The following is a 21975-nucleotide window of genomic DNA, read 5'->3' as shown; positions in this document are numbered from 1 at the left end:
TCAGTACGCCCATGTCACGGTCAGCTGCGCGTAGCGCGGCGACTGGAACCCGGTACCGTAGCCAAACAGCGGGTTCGGCGTGCCGATGCTGTCCTGCGGTTCGTAGTCCTGGTCCACGGTCACCACGCGCTGCTGGTTGAGCACGTTGTACACCGCCAGCTTCAGGCGCAGGTCGGTGGGGATCGGCACCTTGTAGGACACGCTCACGTCCAGATCGTAGGTCCACGGCGTGCGCCCATCACCCCCACGCGGGGAATGCACGAACACCCGTTCGGACGGCACCGTGGCCTGGCAGTTGGACACGCACACGTAGTAGCTGTGGAAGTCGGTCGCATCGAAAGGATTGCCTGCGCCGAAGCGGGTGATCGGGCTGCCCGACTGCACGCCCAGGGTCGCGGCCACGCTCAGGTTCTCGGTCAGCGCGTAGCTGCCGCGGAACTTGAACTGGTGGCGGCGATCGTTGGCCAGGTAGCCATAGCCGCCGTAGTTCACCCACGGATTGTCGAAGTTCTCGGTGCGCCCGGCATCGGCGAAGTCGGTATCGGAATTGACCGGACCTTCGGCGTTGCCGCGGCCGTAGGCCAGCGTGTAGGACGCGTTGAAGCCCCACTTGCCATCCCAGGCACGATCGACCTGCAGCTCCAGCGCCTTGTAGTCGCGCTTGGGCTTCACCCAGCCGCGCTGGCCGACATAGTTGCCGTTGTCGTCATACAGCGCCCAGCCTTCCTTCGACGTATCGATGCTGATCCAGCCATCATTGCGGCCGTCACAATCGGTATCGCCCCACACGGTGTTGGTGCGCCCCGGGTTGCCCATGATCCACACGCCGTCAATCGCACCGCACTGGCCGGTGGCGGTGATGTTCATGTCATCGATGGCGTTATGCAGGCGCCGGTAGGTCACGCTGGCGCCGATCGACCAGGCTTCGTTGATCATCTGCTGGAAGCCCAGGATCGCTTCGTCCTGGTAGACCGGATCCATGTCGCGGTTCACTTCGGCGCGCAGGTCCGGAACGCTGCCATCGCCCTGCGAGTTGTCCACCGGTCCGATCTGTGCGCCCAGCACCGGCACGTTGTTGGCCGCGCCGCTGTAGCCCAGGAACTCATACCAGGTGCGTTCGTCGAGGAAGCCACCGGCCTGCTTGATGTTGATGACGTTGGCCACCGGCAGGAAGTAGCGGCCGAGATTGCCGAACACCTTGGTGGTGCCATCGCCACGCACGTCCCACGAGAAGCCCAGGCGGGGCGCCAGCATGTTGTCGATCTTGATGTAGCTGCTGCCGTCGCCGCCCTTGTTGTCGAAGGCTTCCATGCGAAGGCCGAGATTGAGCAGCAGGTTTGGCGTCACCTGCCAGTTGTCTTCCAGGTAGTACGCGGAGTTGATCGTTTCGAATGCGCCTTCCACCTCATAGCGGCGGGTGCGTGCCACCAGTCCACTGGCCGGCACCACGCCGCCGTTCAGCGAACTGCCCGGCGTGCGCGCGTAGATGTCGTAACGCAGGCCGCCCGGGCCGGGATAGGCGCGGCTGTAGTCGGACGTGTTCTCCTCGCGGTCCAGCCCGAAGCGAAGCAGATGGTTGCCCAGTGTCCATTCGAAATCGGCGCGTGCCGCCTTGCGCGTATCCAGCGCGGATTCGAGTTGGGAACTGCTGGTACAGCTGCGATCACCCTGCAGCGCGGTGGGCACGCCCTGGCTGGCGGTACGATTGTCGAAGACCCGATTGCAGTTCTCGTCCATCAGCGAGCTCTGCACGCGGTTGCGCTTGTTCTCGCCGTACATCAGCTTCATGGTCAGGTCGTTGTTCACCTGCCAGCTGTAGGTGCCCGACCAGTTGCGGCCACCCACGGTGTTCATGATCTGGTTGGCACGTTCGCCCACGGTGCTGCCACGCTCGTAGTCATAGGCGTAGACGTCGGTGAGCGTCTTGTTGCGATCGGAGAAGCCGAACAGCGAGAACATCTGGTTGTCGGTGATGCGCCAGTCGAGCTTGCCGCCCCAGAACGGATCATCGGCCTTGCCCTGGTTGAGGCGGGTACCGGCGTCGTTGGTCGATGTCGGGCGATAGTCGCGGGCTTCGTACATGCCGAAGAAGAACAACCGGTCCTGCACCAGCGCACCGGAGGCGAACACGTTCAGCGCGCTGCGGCTGTAGTCGTCGCGGCTGGCAGTGATGTAGCGGCTGCCGCTGCCGTCGTAGCGGTCGCGCGCCTGCGACTGCCACGCGCGTGGCTCGAACACCAGTTCGGCGCCGGCCTTGAAATCGTTGCTGCCCGAGCGCGTCACCGCGTTGATGACACCACCGGTACTGCGCCCGAACTCCACCGAGTAGCCGCCGGTCTTGACCTGGAACTCCTGGTAGAACGAGAACGGCACGGAGGAGAAGCCAACCCGGTTGTAGAAGTCGGTGACGTTCAGCCCGTTGATGTACACAGTGTTCTCGGCCACCGATGAGCCCCCGAAGGAGATGCCCTGCCCACCCAGTGAGCCCTTGCCCTTCACCGCACCCGGCGCCAGCAGGGCCACGGCGGTGATGTCACGGTCCACCGGCAGCCGCGACAACTCCTCGCGGGTAATGTTGGTGGCCGACTCGGTGGACTTCACGTCCACCATCGACACCACCTGCGGAGCACGCACTTCGACCGTGCCCAGCGTGCTGACCGCACCCAGCGGCACGTTCACCGTAGTCGCACTGCCCAGGCTGACGGTAACCTGGCCAACACGGCTTGCCACTCCTCCCGGCAAGCTCACGTCCATCTCGTAGGTGCCGACCGGCAGCAGCGGGATGCGGTAGCTGCCATTGGCTTCGGCCTGTACCGAACGGACGAAGCCCGTGGCCGGATTGCGTACGGTTACCGTGGCACCGGCCGGTACCTGGCCGGCGTCGCTGCTCAAGCGGCCAACCACCGAACCATCCTGTGCGAATGCGCTGGGCGCGATCACGCCCAGACACGCCCCGAGCGCGACGTACAACGCCGCCCGTGTGATGCTGTATGCCTTCATCCCCTGCTCTCTCCTGCAAGAATTGAGTGGTGTGGAGTGTGATGTGTCGCGCTAGCGTTGCCTGGCTGGCAGTACCCGCCACTGGAAGTCGTAGCTCCACTGGTCGAAGTACAGGTTGCCGCCTGCCCACTCAGCCTCGCCGCGCTGCGAGTCGACCGTTTCCGAGCGGAAGTGCTGTTTGGCCGGCACCAGGGGCTGGCCGAAATCATCGTTGAAGGCGATGCGGTAGCCGTCGAGGCCACCCAGGTAGAAGTTGCGCAGGGCCGGCACGTCGCTGGCCAGTGCGCCGGTCGTCACGTCCATCGGCAGCCAGCCATACGGCGCCAGGTAGACCTGCCCCCAGTCGTGCAGGTTGTTGTAGCCACTGCCATCGTCGGAGAACACCATGCCCGACTGCCAGCGCGCGGGAATGCCGTTCATGCGCAGCAGCGTGATCAACAGCAGCGTCTGCTGACCGCAGTCGGCATGGCCGGCACGCAACGCGTAATCGCTGAGGTTGCTGATCGTGGAATATTCGCGCGCACCGGCCCACGGAATGCGATCAACGGCAGCGAACAGCTTGCGCACCACCTCATACGGCCGCGTCTCACCCTGCAGCACCTGGTTGGAGAACAGCTTCAGTGCGGGAGTGAAGCGCACATGCGGCAGCTGCTCGGACAGGTAAGGTTGCAGCGCCGGATCGGCTGGCGTCGGCTGCACCTTGGCCGGATCGATCGCGGTATGCCGGGCGAAGATCGTGATCGCGTAGCGGACCTCGAAACGGGTCGGCTTGCCGGCCACGGCCTTGGCTTCCAGGTAGGCGGTGCGCTGCAGGGTACCGGCCGGGGCCACGTGTGCCTTGCCGGGCGTACTGCCCAGCCACTGCACCTGTTCCTGCTGGCCGGGAATCTCACGCGGGTACGGAATCCATGCGCGCACGATCTCGCCGGCCGGCACCGCATCGGCCTTCACGGTGAGCGACTGGGTGAATTCAATGCGCTGCGGCAGCACCGAGGCCTTGCCGCTCTGATCGGCCGCGGCAAGCACGCGTGCGTGGTGCGCGTTGAGCACCTCGTTCGGGCCCGGTGCCGGCATCGGTGCATCCGCGCGGCGGCGTGCACGTGCTTCATCGCTGAGCAGGAACAGGTTCGACGGTGCGCGCTTGAAGTACCAGCGCGTGCCATCGATATCGAGGTGCTCGATCAGGCCGAGTTGATCCCAGCGCGCGAATTCCTCGTCGGTCAGGTCGGGAATCCAGCGCCGCACGGCGGCCTTGGCGGCGGTTTCGTCGAGGGAAAAATCCAGGCGGATGCGGCGCATGCGTTCTTCCTGGAACGCGATGTCATCGAAACTGACGCCCGGTTCCGCCGCATCGGCCGCCGACCAGGTATTCAATTCGCTATAGGCTTCGGAGAACCGTCCCGCGTCGATCATCTGCACGACCCGCGCGAACTGGATGGCCGAGGGTGGCGGCTCCGCGCCCGCCGACCACGCCCACAGCAGCAGCGCGGCCCCCAGGCCGGCAGCAGCAGTCAGACGCGGTTTGCGAACGGCAGGATCCACAGCGACACTTCCCCAGCGCGGGTGGTAACGGCTGTGTAACACGGGCCGGGATGCCGGTCAATAATTTATTCTTGATTTCGAGGCCGAAAGGAATAAATATTCCAACAGGCATTCGAGGAGGGTGTGCAGCGCATGATCCTGGCTTCCCGCGAGCGGCACCGGCATTGGCCGCGCCGCTTGACCCTGGCGCTGTGTCTGCTGGTGGCGCCCGCCTTTGCGCAGACCACTCCTGCACCCGATCCCGGCGCACCACTGCCGTATGTGATCGGCCTGCACGAGGCGTTCCTGACCCCGCAGTACTGGGCCGCGCGCCTGGACAACGCCGATGCGCCGATCCTCGACCGCGCGCAGATCGACGCGCAGAACGCACGGATGCGGGCGCAGGACAGCCACATCCAGGACATCGCTTTGCTGCCCGCGCAGCTGGATGCAACCGCGGTGCACGACAGCATCACCGCACTGTCGAGCTGGCCCACGCGCGCCCTCTACAACGACAAGGGCCAGCCCATCACACCGGCACTGCGCCGCGCGATCGAAGCCAACCTCGGGCTGGAGGCGATTCCCGCGCAGGCAGCGCCGCAGTATGCGCTGGTGGTGAGGCGTGCGGCGCTGCGCACCTTCCCCACCCGCGAGCGCGTCTTCAGCAGCGTCGGTGACACCGACATCGACCGCTTCCAGGAATCGGCGCTGTTCCCCGGCGACAAGGTGGCCGTGGTCCATCGCAGTGCCGATGGCCGCTGGCTGTTCGTGCACAGCGAGCGCTACAGCGCGTGGATCGAGGCCGACGCGATTGCCAGCGGTGACAAGGCCACGGTACTCGGCTACGGCACACAGGGGCCCTACCGCATCATCACCGGCGCCACCGCGCAGACCGCCTACACCCCGGAAGAACCGCGCGTGTCGCGCCTGCAGCTGGACATGGGCGTGCGCCTGCCGGTGCTGGCCGGCTGGCCCGCTGCTACGCCGGTAAACGGCCAGCAGGCGCATGCGTCGTGGGTGGTGCAGTTGCCGGTACGCGAGGCCGATGGTCGATTGAAGCTGGTGCCGGCGCTGCTGCCGCGCTCGCAGGACACCGCCGCCGACTACCTGCCGCTGACCCCGCGCCTGCTGCTGCAGCAGGCCTTCAAGTTCCTCGGCGAGCGATACGGCTGGGGCCACGACTACGACACCCGCGATTGCAGTGGGTTCGTGTCCGAGATCTACCGCAGCTTCGGCGTGCTGCTGCCGCGCAATACCAGCGCGCAGGCGGTCAGCCCTGCGCTGGACCGCCTGCCGTTCACCGGCAAGGACGGCAAGACCGTGCGCGACCGCGCCGTCACCGAACTGCAGGTAGGCGACCTGGTCTACATCCCCGGCCACGTGATGATGGCCATCGGCCACGTCGACGGCCGCACCTGGGTCATCCACGATACGGCGGGTGGCAGCTGGTTCGGTGCCAACGGCACGCGTGTGCAGGCCCATCTCAATGGTGTTTCGGTCACGCCGCTGGAGCCGATGATGGCCAGCGACAGCGTCCGCTACATCGACCGCATCACCAACATCCAGCGCCTGCGAGCCAAGACTCCCTGAATGAAGATCACCGCCATCGAACTGGGCATGCTGCGCGTGCCGCTGAAGACGCCGTTCAAGACCGCCCTGCGCACGGTGGAGACCGTGGAGGACGTGGTGGTGCTGATCCGCACCGACACCGGCCACACCGGTTATGGCGAAGCGCCGGCCACGGCAGTGATCACCGGCGATACCCATGGTTCGATCATCGAAGCGATCCGCCACTTCATCGCACCGCGCCTGATCGGCCAGGAGGTGGTCAACCTCAACCGCCTGTGCGGGCTGGTGCAGAGCGCGATGGAGCGCAACACCAGCGCCAAGGCCGCGGTGGAGATCGCGCTGTACGACCTGTGGGCGCAGCTGCATGGCGCACCGCTTTACCAGATGCTCGGTGGCGGCGACCCGGTGATCACCACCGACATCACCATCAGCGTGGACTACATCGACAAGATGGTGGCCGACTCGCTGTCGGCGATCGAACGTGGTTTCGAGTCGCTGAAGATCAAGGTCGGCAAGGATATCGGCCTGGACATCGAGCGGGTCAAGGCGATCCATGCCGCCGTCGAGGGCCGCGCCCTGCTGCGCCTCGACGCCAACCAGGGCTGGACCGCCAAGCAGGCGGTGCATGCGATGCGTACGCTGGAAGAGGCCGGCGTGGTGCTGGAACTGCTGGAACAGCCGGTGAAAGCCGCTGACATCAGTGGACTGAAGTACGTCACCGACCGGGTCAATACGCCGGTGATGGCCGACGAAAGCGTGTTCAGCCCGAGCCAGGTGATGGACCTGATCCAGCAGCGCGCAGCGGACATCATCAACATCAAGCTGATGAAGACCGGCGGCCTGTCCAACGCGATCCGCATTGCCGACATCGCCGGCATCTACGGTGTGCCGTGCATGATCGGCTGCATGATCGAGTCGAGCATCAGCGTGGCCGCCGCGGTGCACCTGGCAGTAGCCAAGAGCGATGTGATCACCAAGGTCGACCTGGACGGCCCGTCGCTGGGCCAGTTCGACCCGGTCAGCGGTGGCGTGCATTTCAACGAATCGGAGATCAGCATCAGCGACGTACCGGGGTTGGGCATCACCGAAGTGCGGGGGCTGGAGATGCTGGGGTGATTTCTGCCTTGCGGCCGGCCTGGCGTACGACTGACTTTGGGTCGGGCGTTACTTTTCTTGATGACGCACATCCTTGTGCGTCACCCTGCGGGCCGGCAATGCCGTTCCGCCCTGCTCCTGCAGTGCGGTCTGCGGAAAGAAAAGTAACCAAAAGAAACGCTCCGCCGGCCGCGAGCCGGCGTGCTGCGCACGTCGGTACCCTGCGCTCCTCGGCCCGCCGAGGGACGGCGCGGAACTCGCTTCGCTCAGACACCCGCGCCTCTTCGCCCTCGCCGGACCTGCGGTGCTCGGCTCGCTTGAAGGCGGACTCAACGTCAACAGCATCCACCGTCCCCAGTAGATCCACGCCATGCGTGGATGCACCTGCTCCTGCCCTACCCCGTAACCCCTTCGCGGCTGGCACGCGCACGATCTGTCCGGGGTCGGGCGGGTGGGGCTTGCAGGGGTGTCCGCCGCATGGATGCGGCGGCCAAGCCTCCATGGATGGATTCACGGCGTCCCCTGCAAATCCCACCCGCCCGACCCATTCCATGACACGCTCTACGCTGCCAACCGCAACGCGCCTACACATGCCCGGACACCCCGCATGCCGCCCCTGCTGAAGATCCGCTCCGAGCGCGGGCAGATGTCGGCCATCGAACGCCGCATTGCCGACTTCATCCTCGACAACGCCCACCTGCTGCGCGATTACTCGTCCCAGCAGCTGGCCAGCGCGCTGGGCATCAGCCAGTCCAGCGTGGTGAAGTTCAGCCAGAAGCTCGGCTTCAAGGGCTACCCGGACCTGAAATACTCCATCGGCCAGGACGTCGCGCGCGCCGGCACCGACCCGCAGCAGGCACCGAGCGAGCCGGACAGCGGCGACGACTACCTGCGCCTGGGCGAGGCCCTGCGCCGAAGCAAGGCGCTGGCCGAAGAGGAAACCCGCCAGGCCAACCCGCGCGCGGAGATCGAACGCATCGTGCAGCTGCTCGATGGCGCCCCGAAGCTGTTCGTGTACGGGCTGGGCGATGACGGCCTGTACGCCCGCGAGTTCGCCATGCGGCTGTCGCTGCTCGGGCTGCTGGTGGTGCCGCATACCGACCCGGTCCTGATGCTGGCCAACCTGTCGGCGGCCCGCCCGAACGATGTGCTGCTGGTGTTCTCCGAATTCGGCAGCCTGCCCCAGCTTTCGCAGCTGTCGCGGCAATTCCAGGACATGGGGGGCAAGGTGATTTCCATCACCCGCCACACCGCCAACCCGCTGCGCGCGCATGCGGACGCGGCACTGGCGGTCTGCGCGCACGACCGCACGCCGCAGGTCGCGCAGCTGCTGTACCGTAGTGCCATGCACGCCCTGCTGGATTTCCTGTTCGTGCTGCTCTGCCACGCCAATCCGGACCGCCAGCAGCAGCTGGCCGTGAACCTGGAGCGGATCGACCACCTGCTGGATTCCTGACCGGAGCGCATGTTGATGAAATCGCTGGCCCGCCTCGCCGCCTTCGCGCTGCTGCTTGCCACAGCGTGGGCCGTCCACGCCGCGCCGCTGGACGGCGCGCGCCAGTTGATCGTGGTCACCAGCGAAGGCTGGGACAGCACCCAGGGCCAACTGCAGGCATATGTACGCGATGGCAAGGGTTGGCACCCGCATGGGCAACCATTCCCGGTGGCACTGGGCCGCACCGGCAGCGCATGGGGGCTGGGCCTGCATCCGGCACAGGCCGATGGCCCGCAGAAGCAGGAAGGCGACGGCCGCAGCCCGGCCGGTGTGTTCGCGCTCGGCAGCGCGTTCGGCTACGCCGTCACCCGCCCCGGCACCGCGATGCCGTACCAGCCGATGCTCGACAGCAGCTATTGCATGGACGTGCCCGCCTCGCCGTTCTACAACCGCATCGTCGATGCGAAAAAGGTCGGCAAGGCAGCCGTGGAAGGCTCCACCGAGCCGATGCGGCTGGACCTGCACAACAAGGGCGATGTGCGCTACCAGCAGGGCTTCGTGATCGCCCACAACCCGGACAACCAGCCCGGCAAGGGCAGCTGCATCTTCGCCCATCTGTGGCGCCAGCCCGGCGAGGCCACGGCCGGCTGCACTGCCATGCCGCTGGCGCGCATGCAGGCGCTGCTGGACTGGCTGCGGCCGCAGGACACGCCGCGCTTCGTGCTGCTGCCGCGCGCCGAGTACCAGCGCCTGCAGGCGCAGTGGCAGCTGCCCGCACTGGGCGGAGACGCCCGTTGAGCGCGCAGGACGAACCGCAGCTGCAGCGCGCGGTCAGTCGCTGGCAGATCGTCGGCCTGTCGATCAACGATGTGATCGGCAGCGGCATCTACCTGCTGCCGGCCGCCACCGTCGCCCTGCTCGGGCCCTTCAGCCTGTGGGGCGTGGTCGCCGCCGGCATCGTCGTCGCGCTGCTGGTGCTGTGCTACGCGCAGGCCGCCAGCTACTTCGATGAGCCGGGTGGCAGCTACCTGTATGCGCGCGAGGCGTTCGGCCGCTTCGCCGGGTTCGAGATCGGCTGGATGATCTGGCTGACCCGCATCAGCTCGGCCGCGGCGCTCAGCAATGCACTGGCCGATGCGGTCGCACGCTTCTGGCCATGGGCCGGTGCCGGCATGGGTCGCATCGCGGTGATCGTGGTATCGCTGGGCTTCCTCACCGGGGTCAACATCATCGGCGTGCGCTCGGCCGCGCGCACCGGCGTGGTGCTGGTGATCGGCAAGATGCTGCCGCTGCTGCTGTTCGTGGCCATCGGCGCGTTCTACATTGATCCGCAGCTGGCGTTCTCCGGCCAGCGCCCGGACCCGCACGACCTGCAGCGCATGGGCGAGGCCGCATTGCTGCTGCTGTACGCCTACGCCGGCTTCGAGAACATCCCGGCCGCCGCCGGCGAGTACCGCAATCCGCGCCGCGATATTCCGTTCGCGCTGATCACCATGATCATCACCGTCACCGTCATCTACGGTGCGGTGCAGGTGGTGGCGCAGGGCACGCTGGCCGGGCTGTCCAGCTCGGCTACGCCGCTGGCCGATGCCGCCGCCGGATTCGGTGGCGAGGCGCTGGCGCTGATCCTGACCATCGGTGCCACCATTTCCATCCTCGGCACCAACAGCAACACGATGATGATGGGCCCGCGCTTCCTGTTCGCACTGGCCCGCGATGGCTATGGGCCGAAGATCCTGGCGCAGGTGCATCCGCGCTTCCATACCCCGGCCGCGTCGATCCTGTGCCAGGGCCTGATCGCGCTCGGCCTGGCGCTGTCCGGTTCGTTCGTGCAGCTGGCGTTGCTGTCGATGACCACGCGCCTGTTCGCCTACATCGGTACCGCCGCTGCGGTACTGGTACTGGCCAAGCGCTACGCCGACCGCCCGGGCGCGTTGAAACTGCCCGGCGGCCCGCTGATTCCGGTACTGGCGCTGCTGCTGTGCCTGGCGCTGTTCGCCAGTGCCAGCTGGCAGAACATCGCCGCCGCGCTGGTGGCGTTCGCCATCGGTGCAGTGATCTACAAACTGCCGCGCAAGGATGCCGACGCCGGGTGAACGGTGGCGCGCCCTGACCGGCGGATTGATCTGGCGATCACGCTGCCGGCCCCGGCCGTTAACCCGCCCCCAGGCACGATCAGGCTTCGTCCACAACGGAGCCCTTCCATGACCGATTACCAGATTCCCGGCCGCGTACCGGACGACAGCACGCCGCGCGATGCGGTGAGCAACTTCTGGCGCGAGCGCTACACCGCCGAGCCGTACTACGACGACCAGCTGTTCTTCGAGGACTATGAACCGGCCTACCGCATCGGCCACGCCGCGCGTGCGCAGGACATCATCCGCGCCTACGAGGAGGTGGAGGGCGAGCTGGAATCACGCTGGGCCAGCGAGCGCGGCCGCAGCCGCCTGGACTGGGCGCAGGCACGCAGCGCGGTGCGCCGTGGCTGGGAGGAAGCGCAGCTGGCGGATCCGCAGCTGAAGCGATAACGCCAGGCTCCTGTAGAGCCGAGCCCATGCTCGGCTCAGAGTCGAGCACCGCTCGACTTTACAGAAAACCTGCTGGAGCCGAGCATGGGCTCGGCTCTGCAGAATCATTCCTGTTCCGGAAGCGGCGGCACGACCGCACTGCGCCTGCTCTCGCCGCCACCGGCGGCAATCAGGTCGCGGGTGTTCTTCTGCACCGCCACCGCACCGAACAGCGACAGCGCGTACGCCATGCCGTAGAAGCCCTTCTCACTCGATGCCAGGGTGGCGTTCCACAGCCCGACCAGCAGCAGCATCAGTGCCGACAGCAGCGCGAACCAGCACAGCGCGTAGTACAGGCCACTGACCGGAATGCCCTCGACGCGATCACGCACGCTCTTCTGCAGCGAGACCGCCGCGAACAGCCCGAACAACAGCAGGGTCAGGTAGTAGCCCTTTTCGTTGAGCGCCATCGAGGTGGCGTTGATCAGGCCGATCAGGTAGGCCGCGGCCCCCAGCAGCAGCGCCACCCATGAGGCGGCAATGAAGGCGGTGGACGGCTTGTGGGGCATGGCAGTGTTCATTGCAGATCCTTGGCAGTCAGACGGGCACGCTTTGCCCGGGCGTGCCCACCCTAGACGATCCCACAGCCGCCGCACAGGGGTCGCAGGACCTTCGGGCCACGACGGTCACGGCTGCGATGGTATACAAGGGACAGCCCGGCCATCCGCATCCCCGCACTGGAGATACCCATGACCCGCACGCCCCTGCTGCTCGCCCTCGGCCTGGTGCCGATCCTCGCCACCTCCGCCTGCAATGCTGCCGGTCCGGAGACGACACCGGCCGCCGCCAACGCCGCTTCCACCCGCGCCGCCGACCAACGCCCGTTCACCGCCACCGAAGTCAGCCGCTTCGACCAACCGTGGGCGATGACCTTCCTGCCCGACGGCAGCCTGCTGGTCACCGAGAAGCGCGGCAAGCTGCAGCATCTGGACCTGGCCAGCGGCCAGAAGCACGAAATCACCGGCGTTCCCAAGGTTGCCTATGGCGGCCAGGGCGGTTTCGGCGATGTGATCCTGCATCCGCAGTTCGCCCTCAACCACGTGATCTACCTCAGCTACGCCGAGGAAGGCACGCTGGATACCCGTGGTGCCGCCGTCGCCCGCGCCACGCTGGCGCTGGACGCCAACGGCGCCGGCCAGCTGAAGGACCTGAAGGTGATCTGGCGGCAAAGCCCCAAGGTCAGCGGTGAGGGCCACTATGGTCACCGCCTCGCCTTTGGTCCGGACGGCAAGCTGTGGATCAGTTCCAGCGAGCGGCAGAAATTCGATCCTGCGCAGGACATGAGCGGCAACCTCGGCAAGATCATCCGCCTCAACGACGATGGCAGCCTGCCCGCCGACAATCCGTTCGCCTCGCAGGGGGGCGTCGCCGCACAGGTGTGGTCGCTGGGCCACCGCAACATCCTCGGCATGGCCTTCGATGCCAACGGCAAGCTGTGGGCACACGAGATGGGCCCGGCCGGGGGTGACGAACTGAACCTGATCGTGCGCGGCGCCAACTACGGCTACCCGATTGTCTCCAATGGCAACCACTACGATGGCCGCCCGATTCCCGACCACGACACCCGTCCGGAATTCGCCGCGCCGAAGGTGACCTGGACGCCGGTGATCTCCCCGGCCGGCTTCGTGATCTACAGCGGCACCCTGTTCCCGCAGTGGAAGGGCAGCGGCTTCATCGGTGGACTGTCCTCCACCTCGCTGGTGCGCGTGGCCTTCGACGGCGACAGCGCGCGCGAAGCCGAACGCTTCAACATGGGCGAGCGCATCCGCGAAGTGGAACAGGGCCCGGATGGCGCGCTGTGGCTGCTGGAAGACGGCAGCAAGGCACGCCTGTTGAAGCTCACCCCGAAGACCTGACGCCCGGTAGTGCCGGCCGCTGGCCGGCATCGCCCCTACCCAACGGCCCCTTACACGGGGCCGTTCGCATTCACTGGATGGTGCCGACCTTCACCTCGGTACGCGCACAGGCCTTGTCCAGGCACTCGCCGGTCAGCCAGACCTGGCCATCGCCGATCATCACGCCCTGCTGGTTGACGAAGACCTTGCCGAAGTCCTGCTCGGACATCGCCTTGACCACCGCCGGCGTGATGATCTTCTCGTAGTTGCGCTGGAACTCGCCCGGGCCGGTGATCTTCTTGCCACCAGCGACGTTCAACGGGAAGCGCACTTCCTCCACCACGGCCGCGCGGTCACCACCGACCACGGCGGTCTTGAACGCGTTGAAAACCTTCTCGTACTGCGCGGCATCGCCCAGCACGCTGTCGATGCGCGTGCGTGCATCGCCCTCTTCGGCGGCGGGGGCGGAGTTTTCGCTGGCGTGTTCTGCCGCTGCCTGCGGTGCAGCGGCCGGGTCCGGCGTGGTGCTGGCCGCCGCTTCGGCCGGGGTGGAACCGGTCATCGGCGGCGGCGCATCGGCAGCAGGCTCGGCCGGGGGTGCCGGCTGCGAACAGGCGGCCAGCAGCAGGGCCGGAATCAGGAAAGCAATCTTGCGCATGACGCGGGCTCCATCGGATCAAGGCCCCGATGGTAGCCCCAGCCCAGTGATGGCAACAAAAAGGGGACGGAGGGAATTAAGTCGTCTATGGCGCAAACGACTTAATTCCCTCCGTCCCCTTTTCTTCGATCAGCCCTTCAGCAGTTCGAACTGCACCGCTTCGCCAGCGGCCGACGAGGCGCACACCCACACGTCGAACTGGCCCGGCTCGGCACGCAGCACGCCGTCGCGGCCGGTGAAGGCCAGCTGCTCGCGGGTCAGGGTGAACACGACCTCGGTCGACTCGCCCGGCTGCAATGCCACCTTGCGGAAGTCCTTCAGTTCACGCACCGGACGCACGCGGCTGGCCACGCGGTCGTGGATGTACAGCTGCACCACTTCCTCGCCCGCCACCTCACCGCTGTTGGTCAGCGTGGTGGTGAGGGTCAGGGTCTCGTCCCAACCCAGCTGGGCCGCACTCAGCTGCGGCACGCCGTAGTCGAACGAGGTGTAGCCGATGCCGTGGCCGAACGGGTACAGCGGCTCGTTCGGAATCTCGCGCCAGCGCGCCTTGAACTCCGACATGGTCGGCAGCTCCGGGCGGCCGGTGCGCGGGTGGTTGTAGAAGTACGGCTGCTGGCCGGACACCTGCGGGAAGCTGACCGGCAGGCGGCCGGACGGGCTGTAATCGCCGAACAGCACATCGGCCACGGCATGGCCGGTCTGCGTGCCCAGGTACCAGGTCACCGCCACCGCCTGTGCATTGCGCACCGCACCCTGCAGCGCCAGCGCGCGGCCGTTGCGCAGCAGCACCACCAGCGGCTTGCCGGTCATCGCCACGGCCTCGGCCAGCGCCTGCTGTGCTGGCGGCAGGGTGATCTCCACGCGCGACTGTGCTTCGCCGCTGTAACGCTGCGGTTCACCCAGTGCCAGCACCACCACGTCGGCGCGCAGCGCAGCCGCCACGGCCGCTTCGGTGCCACCCGGAATCGCGGCTTCCAGATCACAGCCGGGCACGATCTCCAGCAGCGATTCATCGCCGATGGCGGCGCGCACGCCGGTTTCCAGGTCCACATAGCGCTGCTTGTCGCCGAACAGCGTCCAGCAGCCTTCGATGTTCTCGCGGTCCTGCACGAACGGGCCGATCAGCGCGATCTTCTGCCCGGTCTTCTGCAGCGGCAGCACGTTGTCGCGGTTGTTCAGCAGCACGATCGAACGGCGTGCGGCATCGCGCGACAGTTCGTCATGCGCGGCGATGTGCGAGGTATCGGCTTCGCGCGCCGGGTCCAGCGAACGGTACGGATCGTCGAACAGGCCGATGGTTTCCTTCAGCCACAGGATGCGGCGCACGCCCTCATCCAGCACCGCCATCGGCACTTCGCCACTCTCGACCAGGCCCGGCAGGTGCTCGGCGTAGAAACCGCTCTGCATGCTCAGGTCGAGGCCGGCGGTGAACGCCTTGGCGGTGGCATCGCGGTCATCGGCGGCGTAGCCGTGGGCGACCAGCTCCATGTCGGCGGTGTAATCGGAAATCACCACGCCCGGGAACTTCCACTCACCGCGCAGGATGTCGGTCAGCAGTTCGGCGTTGGCACTGGCCGGTACACCGTTGATGTCGTTGAACGACGACATCACGGTGATCGCGCCAGCATCGAAGGCGGCCTTGAACGGCGGCAGGTGCACGTCGCGCAGGGTCTGCGGCGAGATGTCCACCATGTTGTATTCCATGCCGGCCATCACCGCGCCATAGGCGGCGAAATGCTTGGGCGTGGCCAGCAGCGAATCGTCGGCGCGCAGGTCGCTGCCCTGGAAGCCGCGCACGCGGGCGGCGGCGAAGGCACAGCCCAGCACCACGTCCTCACCGGCACCTTCGGCGCCACGGCCCCAGCGCTGGTCGCGGGCGATGTCCACGGCCGGCGCATAGGTCCAGTGCAGGCCAGCGGCGGTCGCCTCGATGGCGGTGGCGCGGGCGGTGCGCTCGGCCAGCTCCGGTTCGAAGCTGGCAGCCTCGCCCAGCGGGATCGGGAATACGGTGCGCATGCCGTGGATGACGTCGGCGGCCAGGATCACCGGGATGCCCAGGCGGCTCTCCTCTGTGGCGACCTGCTGGATGCGGCGGCCCAGCTCGGCGCCGACACCATTGAACAGCGAGCCGACCTTGCCCTCGCGCACCTGCTGCAGCACCTGGTCGGCATTGCGCACGTTGGCTTCCGGGTTCACGTCCGGGGCGAACGGGCGGACCATGTCCGCGAAGACACCCAGCTGGCCGACCTTTTCCTCGACGGTCATCTGGGCAATGAGGGATTCGATGCGATCGGAGGCCACCAGCAGTCCTTGATGAAAACGTTTACAAGCCCGGCATTCTAGCGATCCCGAGCCATTTGGCGAGAGGTTTCGTCATTCAGTTTCAGGCTCCAGCCGGATCCGTACGGTCCGGCCGGAGGCCTCGCAGCTTACTCCGAGCCAGCCAACTGGCGCTGCCCGGCCATCAACATGGCGTCGCTGGAGGCCTGGAACACGCGCAGCCCGAAGGCCGGCAGGATCGCCAGCAGGTGGTCGAAAATGTCCGACTGCACCGCCTCGTACTCGCCCCAGGCGGTGCTGCGGGTGAAGCAGTAAAGCTCCAGCGGCAGGCCCTCGGTGGTCGGCTGCAGCTGCCGTACCAGCAGGGTCATGTCGGTATGGATGCCTGGATGGCTGCGCAGGTAGCGCTCCACATAGGCCCGGAACGTGCCCAGGTTGGTCACCCGACGGCTGTTGACCTCGGCCACGCCCTGTTCGCGCAGGCGCCCGTTCCACTGCCCCAGCTCCTGCGCCTTCTGGTGCAGGTAGTCGCGCAGCAGCGCGAATTCGCCGAGGAAGGCCAGGTCACCCTCGTCCAGGAAGCCGACGCTGTGCTGGTCCAGGTACAGCGCGCGCTTGATGCGGCGGCCACCGGCCTCCTGCATGCCGCGCCAGTTCTTGAACGACTCGGTCACCAGCTTCTTGGTCGGGATGGTGGTGATGGTCTTGTCGAAGTTCTGCACGGTCACGGTGTGCAGCGCGATGTCGATGACGTCACCGTCGGCGTTCTGGCTGGGCATCTCGATCCAGTCGCCGATGCGCACGCGGCCATCGCCGCTGATCTGCACGCTGGCCACCAGCGACAGGATGGTGTCCTGGAAGATCAGCATCAGCACCGCCGTGGCCGCGCCGAGGCCGGTGACCAGCGGCCCCAGCGCTACGCCCAACAGGGTGGCGATGATGGACAGGCCGGCAGCGACGAACACCACGATCTTGACCACCTGCAGGTAGCCCTTGATCGGCTTGTTGCGCGCATCGGGCTTGCGTTCGTACAGGCTGTTGGCCGCGTCCAGCGCATGCGAGAACGCCATCGACACCGTCAGTACGGCCCACACGATGCACAGCTTGATGATGACGTTGACCAGGTTTGGCGGCAGGTCAGGTATCAGGGTGATGCCCGAGGCGATCACCTGGCTGGGCACCACGTTGGACAGGCGCGAGATCACCCGCATCAGATGGCTGCCGCGCCCGGACTCGGCTCCCGGCAGGCGCTGTAGCAGGCGCCGCAGACCGCGCACCAGGATGCGCTTGGTCACCCAGTTGGCCAGGCCCGCTGCGACCAGCAGCGCCGTGATCATCAACGCCAGGTAGGCGCCGGGATAGGGTTCCAGTGTGTTCTGCAGCTTTTCCAGCCACTGTACCGCCACCACCGCGTCCACCATCGGTTGTCTCCTTCCTTCGTTGCTGTTGAGGTTGCCGGCCAGCGGCCGGCACTACCGGGTTGCCGGCCGCAGCCGGCGCCGCCGGGTCAGTCCCGCGTGCGTTCGATGATCACGCCCACCGCGCGCGCACCGCGCACCGCGCCCGGCTTGCTCAGCTTCAGGCGCAGCCACTTCACGTCGAACTCGTCCAGCACGATCTGCGCGCAGCGCTCGGCCAGGGTCTCGACCAAGCCGAACTCCGACTCACGCACGAACTGCTCCAGGCGCTTGCTCACCGCCTTGTAGTTCAGGGTGTGGGCAATGTCGTCGGTGGCCGCGGGGCGACGGTTGTCGAAGCCCATTTCCAGGTCGAACACCAGGTCCTGGCGGATCCGTCGTTCCCAATCGTAGATACCGATCAGGGCGTCGATCGTCAGCCCCTCGATGAAAACCTTGTCCATTGCGGTTACCAGCCGAATACAGGCAACCATGGTAACGGCACGGCGGTGAGCCTGCCCGGAACGGACGGTGGGCGGCCGGCAGGGACGCGGCTCGAGAAAAAGCAAAGGGCCCTGCTAGCGGGGCCCTTTGGTACTACCTTTGTCCCCGGGGGGAGCTTTCTCAAGCCGCGAGTCCCGGTGGCGCAGGTGCCCAGACTAGTCAGTCATCAAACGGCGGGTCAAGGCCAATCCCGACAACGCAGACCCTCGTGTTCGCCCCGGCCGAAACGCGGGAAACAGGCCACGCACGCAAGGAGGTTTCCTGATGGTGGCCGACTCGATCCCTCGACAACCTGCGTTTTCCCTTCACCACCGCACATCACGATGGCTGCATACGATGCATTGAGGCGCGCGTTGTCAGCGGAGCGGTTGTCGACCTACGAGAGAATCGCATCAAGCTGCGGCCCTGACGTTACTGCCGAATCCCTGTACGTGTGGAACATGCGGATGTGCGGCGCGTTGATGATGCCGGTCCACCTGTGCGAAGTGGTCACGCGCAACGCAGCGGCATCGGCATTGGCCCGACAGCACGGCCCGCGGTGGCCTTGGAACGATGCCTTCGGACGCAGGCTACCTGCCTCTTCATCCACCTCAGCCAGAGCCGCGCTGGAACAGGCCGCCAGCCGCGCAACAGATATACCCGGGATCGTCGCCGACCTGCCGATGGTGTTCTGGCAGCAGCTCTTCACCTGTCGCTTCGACGCCACGCTGTGGATACCTGCGCTGGGCCAGGTGCTGCGTCATGCACCTGCAGCTCATCCCAGCGTGACCAGGAAGGCCGTCCACGCAGACATCGGGCGCATCCGCCACCTGCGCAACCGCATCGTGCACCACGAGCCGATCCTGGAACGCGACATCGGCGCCGACCTGGCGGCGATCGGGCGGCTGATCCATGCGCGCTGCCCGCATACGCTGAGCTGGCTGCAGCGCCATGAGCGGGCCACGATCGTGCTGGCGGCATCGCCGTTGGGTGCGCGTGCGTAGCGTCGATCACGCGCAGTCGAGCATGGCTCGACGCTACAGAGCGCGGCCGTCGGGGTTCACACCGCCGGCAGGGTCGCCATGTCCCAGCGCGGGGTCACATCCACCTTCGGCGGGCTGTGCTGGCCGGCCTGCAGCCGCAGTGCGCCGGCGAAGGCGATCATCGCGCCGTTGTCGGTGCACAGCGCCGGGCGCGGGAAGCAGGCACGGCCGCCGAGGCGCTCGGCCATCTGCTTCAGGCGTGCGCGCAGGCGCGTGTTGGCGCCGACGCCGCCGGCCACCACGATCACGTTGGTCCCCGCCGCCTCCAGCGCGCGCTCGCACTTGATCGACAGGGTCTCGACCACGGCATCTTCAAAGCCACGGGCGATGTCGGCGCGGGTCTGTTCGCTCTGGTCGCTATCGCGCCAGGCCATCAGGACCTGGGTCTTCAGGCCGGAGAAGCTGAAATCCAGCCCCGGGCGGTCGGTCATCGGCCGTGCGAAGCGGTACGCGCCCGGTGTTCCCTGCTCGGCCAGCCTGGCCAGCTGCGGGCCGCCCGGGTACGGCAGGCCCATCAGCTTGGCGGTCTTGTCGAAGGCCTCGCCGGCTGCGTCGTCCAGGGTCTCGCCCAGCAGGCGGTATTGGCCGATCGCGTCCACCGCCACCAGCTGGGTATGGCCACCGGACACCAGCAGGGCCACGAACGGCGCCTGCGGCGGGTCATCCTCCATCAACGGCGCCAGCAGATGGCCTTCCATATGGTGGACACCCACCGCCGGCACCTCCAGCGCCCAGGCCAGCGAGCGGGCCACACCCGCGCCCACCAGCAGGGCGCCCACCAGGCCGGGGCCAGCGGTGTAGGCCACGCCATCGATGTCGCCCACGCCAAGGCCGGCCTCGGCCAGGGTCTGGCGCACCAGCGGCAGCAGCTTGCGGACGTGGTCGCGGCTGGCCAGCTCGGGCACCACACCGCCATATTCGGCGTGCAGGGCGATCTGGCTGTAGACCGCATGGGCGCGCAGGGCCGCGCTGCCGGCCAGGTCGGTGTCATACACCGCCACGCCGGTCTCATCACAGGAAGATTCGATGCCAAGGACTCGCATGCCTGCTATTATGACGCCCCTGCCGCCCCCTCGGGGGACGTGCAGATCTCACTGCTTTCGAACCCCCGGCCCGTATTCAGGGTTGGCCGCTTGCAGTTTGTCGTTTCGCCGCTATAATGTGCGGCTCGCCGGGCGTGACCCGGTTCTACTGTGTCCCGGAGATTCCATGCCCAGCGTCAAAGTCCGCGAGAACGAGCCCTTCGAGTTTGCTCTTCGCCGCTTCAAGCGCACTTGCGAAAAGGCCGGTGTGCTGGCCGAAACCCGCAAGCGCGAGTTCTACGAAAAGCCGACCCAGGAGCGCAAGCGCAAGGCCGCCGCTGCTGTGAAGCGTCAGCTGCGCCGCTCGTCGCGCGACGTCACCAAGCGTCAGCGCCTGTACTGATCGGACGCATCTTCATTGCGGCGGGCCTGCCTGTCGCGATGGAGCCGAAGCCGGCACGCGCGAGCGTCGCCGGCTTTTTGCGTTTCCGGGCCCGGGCATCCGCCCCGCCCCACCCACCACCACGAGGTTCCTCATGAGCATGAAGCAGCAGCTCACCGAAGACATGAAGGCCGCCATGAAGGCGGGCGAGAAGCACAAGCTGGGCGTGATCCGCCTGATCAACGCCGCCATCAAGCAGCGCGAAGTGGACGAGCGCATCGAGCTGGACGACACCGCCGTGATCGCCGTGCTCGACAAGATGGTCAAGCAGCGCAAGGACTCGGTCAGCCAGTTCGAAGCCGCCAACCGCGAAGACCTGGCTGAGATCGAGCGTGCCGAGATCGTGGTCATCGAGGCCTACCTGCCGGCCAAGATGGGTGAAGCCGAGATCGTGGCCGCCATCCAGGCCGCCATCGCCGAAACCGGTGCCTCCGGCCCGGCCGACATGGGCAAGCTGATGGGCGCACTGAAGCCCAAGCTCGCCGGTCAGGCCGACATGGGCCTGGTGTCCAAGCTGGTCAAGCAGCAGCTGGCATAAGCCATTGCCGGGGTCGGATCCCTTTCGCGCTGCGGAAGGGCTCTGACCCCATCGATGCATCCGCTTCACCGCACCTTCGACCCCCGGCTGCTACAACGTCCCCATGGTCGAGCCATCGCACTCCCCCGCCGACACGCGCCCCCACGGCATCCCCGCACGGCTTCGCCACTACGCTGATCGCCTGCAGGACAGCTTCCCGATGGCGGTGGCCAAGCGCTTCGTCGAAATCGACGTGCTGACCCAGGCCGCCTCGGTCTCCTTCTACGCCCTGCTGTCGATGGCGCCGCTGCTGGTGCTGCTGCTGTGGCTGACCGCCTCGCTGTACCCGCCCGCGCAACAGACGCTGATCAGCCAGATCGGCTCGGTCGCCGGCAGCAGCGTGGCCAGCGTCGCCGACACCGTCTTGCACAACGCCAACAGCCAGCCCAGCGTCGGATCGCTGGCCGGGCTGTGGAGTACGTTGCTGCTGTTCGTCGGTGCCACCGCCGTGTTCGCCCAGCTGCAGAACGCGCTGAACCGGATCTTCCACACCAGCGGCCAGCGCCTGGAAGGCATCAAGGCCTGGCTGCGCAAGCGCGTGTTCTCGTTCGGCGTGGTACTGGCGCTGGGCTTCCTGCTGATCCTGTCCATGACCGCCACCACCGCCCTGCAGGTGGTATTCGCGCAGCTGCCCTCGGTACTGCCGGCGATCGGCTACCTGACCTCGCTGCTGCTGTACACGCTGGCCTTCGCCTTCCTCTACCACTACCTGCCGGACCGCCGCGTGGCCTGGCGCCAGGCCTTCATCGGCGGTGCCATCACTTCGGTACTGTTCACCCTGGGCCGTTATGGCATCGGCGTCTACATCGCTACCGTGGCCCCGGGCAGTGCCTACGGGTCGATGGGCGCACTGGTGATCGCGCTGGTCTGGATCTACTACGCCACCGCCGTGTTCTTCGTCGGTGCGTTGATGACCGCGGTGATCGACGAACGCCAGCATGCCCGGGCGCAGCTGGCCCGTGCCGGGGCTGAAGGCCAACAGGCCGGTCCCGGCATCGCCAGCGAGTAAACTAGGGGAACCTGCCGCCCCCTGCAGCGCGCCCTGGCG

At 66.9% G+C, this 21975-nt stretch carries 19 protein-coding genes; 11 read left to right on the top strand and 8 right to left on the bottom strand.

The features are described 5' to 3' along the window. Together N440_RS19810 and N440_RS19805 are read right to left on the bottom strand one after the other, a co-directional pair. Entirely contained in the window at positions 1-3000 is a 3000-nt protein-coding gene (locus N440_RS19810) for a TonB-dependent receptor (RefSeq protein WP_133936399.1), read from the bottom strand. A gap of 51 nt (positions 3001-3051) precedes the next feature. Beyond that, positions 3052-4542: a transglutaminase domain-containing protein gene (locus N440_RS19805; protein WP_133936398.1), complete on the bottom strand. Its 1491-nt coding sequence runs from the start codon at positions 4540-4542 to the stop codon at positions 3052-3054. Between the two features lie 132 nt (positions 4543-4674). Between N440_RS19805 and N440_RS19800 the strand changes: the two genes are divergently transcribed. From N440_RS19800 to N440_RS19775, 6 genes are all read left to right on the top strand, one after another. After that, the gene (locus N440_RS19800) at positions 4675-6111 is read left to right on the top strand and encodes an SH3 domain-containing protein (protein ID WP_133936397.1); all 1437 of its coding nucleotides are present in this window, start codon (positions 4675-4677) and stop codon (positions 6109-6111) included. Then, a complete protein-coding gene (locus N440_RS19795; RefSeq protein WP_040009090.1) occupies positions 6112-7206 on the top strand; it encodes a dipeptide epimerase in 1095 nt (364 codons plus the stop codon). It abuts the gene before it with no gap. Between the two features lie 586 nt (positions 7207-7792). Then, positions 7793-8641, top strand: coding sequence for a MurR/RpiR family transcriptional regulator (locus N440_RS19790; protein ID WP_133936396.1), 849 nt, complete (start codon positions 7793-7795; stop codon positions 8639-8641). Between the two features lie 15 nt (positions 8642-8656). After that, a complete protein-coding gene (locus tag N440_RS19785) occupies positions 8657-9418 on the top strand; it encodes a L,D-transpeptidase family protein (RefSeq protein WP_133936395.1) in 762 nt (253 codons plus the stop codon). Continuing rightward, positions 9415-10716: an amino acid permease gene (locus N440_RS19780; protein ID WP_049444533.1), complete on the top strand. Its 1302-nt coding sequence runs from the start codon at positions 9415-9417 to the stop codon at positions 10714-10716. Before N440_RS19785 ends, N440_RS19780 begins: the two co-directional genes overlap by 4 nt. Before the next feature lie 108 nt (positions 10717-10824). Continuing rightward, the gene (locus tag N440_RS19775; protein WP_133936394.1) at positions 10825-11148 is read left to right on the top strand and encodes a hypothetical protein; all 324 of its coding nucleotides are present in this window, start codon (positions 10825-10827) and stop codon (positions 11146-11148) included. A gap of 104 nt (positions 11149-11252) precedes the next feature. On the opposite strand, the gene yiaA is transcribed toward N440_RS19775, so the two are convergent. Beyond that, a complete protein-coding gene (gene yiaA / locus N440_RS19770) occupies positions 11253-11708 on the bottom strand; it encodes an inner membrane protein YiaA (protein ID WP_133936393.1) in 456 nt (151 codons plus the stop codon). Positions 11709-11876: 168 nt separating this feature from the next. On the opposite strand from yiaA, the gene N440_RS19765 reads away from it, so the two are divergent. Continuing rightward, positions 11877-13043 carry a PQQ-dependent sugar dehydrogenase gene (locus N440_RS19765; protein WP_133936392.1) on the top strand — a complete coding sequence of 389 codons (1167 nt, stop codon included), beginning with the start codon at positions 11877-11879 and terminating at the stop codon, positions 13041-13043. 70 nt (positions 13044-13113) lie between these two features. On the opposite strand, the gene N440_RS19760 is transcribed toward N440_RS19765, so the two are convergent. The 4 genes from N440_RS19760 to folB form a co-directional block, all read right to left on the bottom strand. Continuing rightward, positions 13114-13680, bottom strand: a complete 567-nt coding sequence (locus tag N440_RS19760) for a hypothetical protein (RefSeq protein WP_133936391.1) — start codon at positions 13678-13680, stop codon at positions 13114-13116. A gap of 129 nt (positions 13681-13809) precedes the next feature. Next, the gene (locus N440_RS19755) at positions 13810-15984 is read right to left on the bottom strand and encodes a glycoside hydrolase family 3 N-terminal domain-containing protein (RefSeq protein ID WP_133936390.1); all 2175 of its coding nucleotides are present in this window, start codon (positions 15982-15984) and stop codon (positions 13810-13812) included. A gap of 128 nt (positions 15985-16112) precedes the next feature. After that, positions 16113-17384: a mechanosensitive ion channel domain-containing protein gene (locus N440_RS19750; RefSeq protein ID WP_133936389.1), complete on the bottom strand. Its 1272-nt coding sequence runs from the start codon at positions 17382-17384 to the stop codon at positions 16113-16115. A gap of 86 nt (positions 17385-17470) precedes the next feature. Next, positions 17471-17824 carry a dihydroneopterin aldolase gene (gene folB / locus N440_RS19745; RefSeq protein ID WP_005407807.1) on the bottom strand — a complete coding sequence of 118 codons (354 nt, stop codon included), beginning with the start codon at positions 17822-17824 and terminating at the stop codon, positions 17471-17473. A gap of 363 nt (positions 17825-18187) precedes the next feature. On the opposite strand from folB, the gene N440_RS19740 reads away from it, so the two are divergent. Beyond that, entirely contained in the window at positions 18188-18847 is a 660-nt protein-coding gene (locus N440_RS19740) for a hypothetical protein (protein ID WP_133936388.1), read from the top strand. A gap of 56 nt (positions 18848-18903) precedes the next feature. Here the strand turns inward: N440_RS19740 and tsaD are convergent, their stop codons facing one another. Next, complete coding sequence (gene tsaD / locus N440_RS19735) at positions 18904-19929, bottom strand: tRNA (adenosine(37)-N6)-threonylcarbamoyltransferase complex transferase subunit TsaD (protein ID WP_133936387.1); 1026 nt, start codon at positions 19927-19929, stop codon at positions 18904-18906. Positions 19930-20095: 166 nt separating this feature from the next. Between tsaD and rpsU the strand changes: the two genes are divergently transcribed. The 3 genes from rpsU to N440_RS19720 all read left to right on the top strand — a co-directional run bounded on the left by rpsU (position 20096) and on the right by N440_RS19720 (position 21936). Beyond that, positions 20096-20311 (top strand): 30S ribosomal protein S21, encoded by a 216-nt coding sequence (gene rpsU, locus N440_RS19730; protein WP_002808376.1) that lies wholly within the window; start codon positions 20096-20098, stop codon positions 20309-20311. 133 nt (positions 20312-20444) lie between these two features. Beyond that, the gene (locus tag N440_RS19725; RefSeq protein ID WP_004153909.1) at positions 20445-20888 is read left to right on the top strand and encodes a GatB/YqeY domain-containing protein; all 444 of its coding nucleotides are present in this window, start codon (positions 20445-20447) and stop codon (positions 20886-20888) included. A 103-nt stretch (positions 20889-20991) separates the two neighbouring features. After that, positions 20992-21936 (top strand): YihY/virulence factor BrkB family protein, encoded by a 945-nt coding sequence (locus N440_RS19720; RefSeq protein WP_049457757.1) that lies wholly within the window; start codon positions 20992-20994, stop codon positions 21934-21936. Positions 21937-21975: the final 39 nt, after the last annotated feature.

It is taken from the genome of Stenotrophomonas sp. CC22-02 (genome assembly GCF_004365115.1).
GTDB classification, from domain to species: Bacteria; Pseudomonadota; Gammaproteobacteria; order Xanthomonadales; family Xanthomonadaceae; genus Stenotrophomonas; species Stenotrophomonas forensis.
This window is presented reverse-complemented; position numbering and strand designations above follow the sequence as displayed.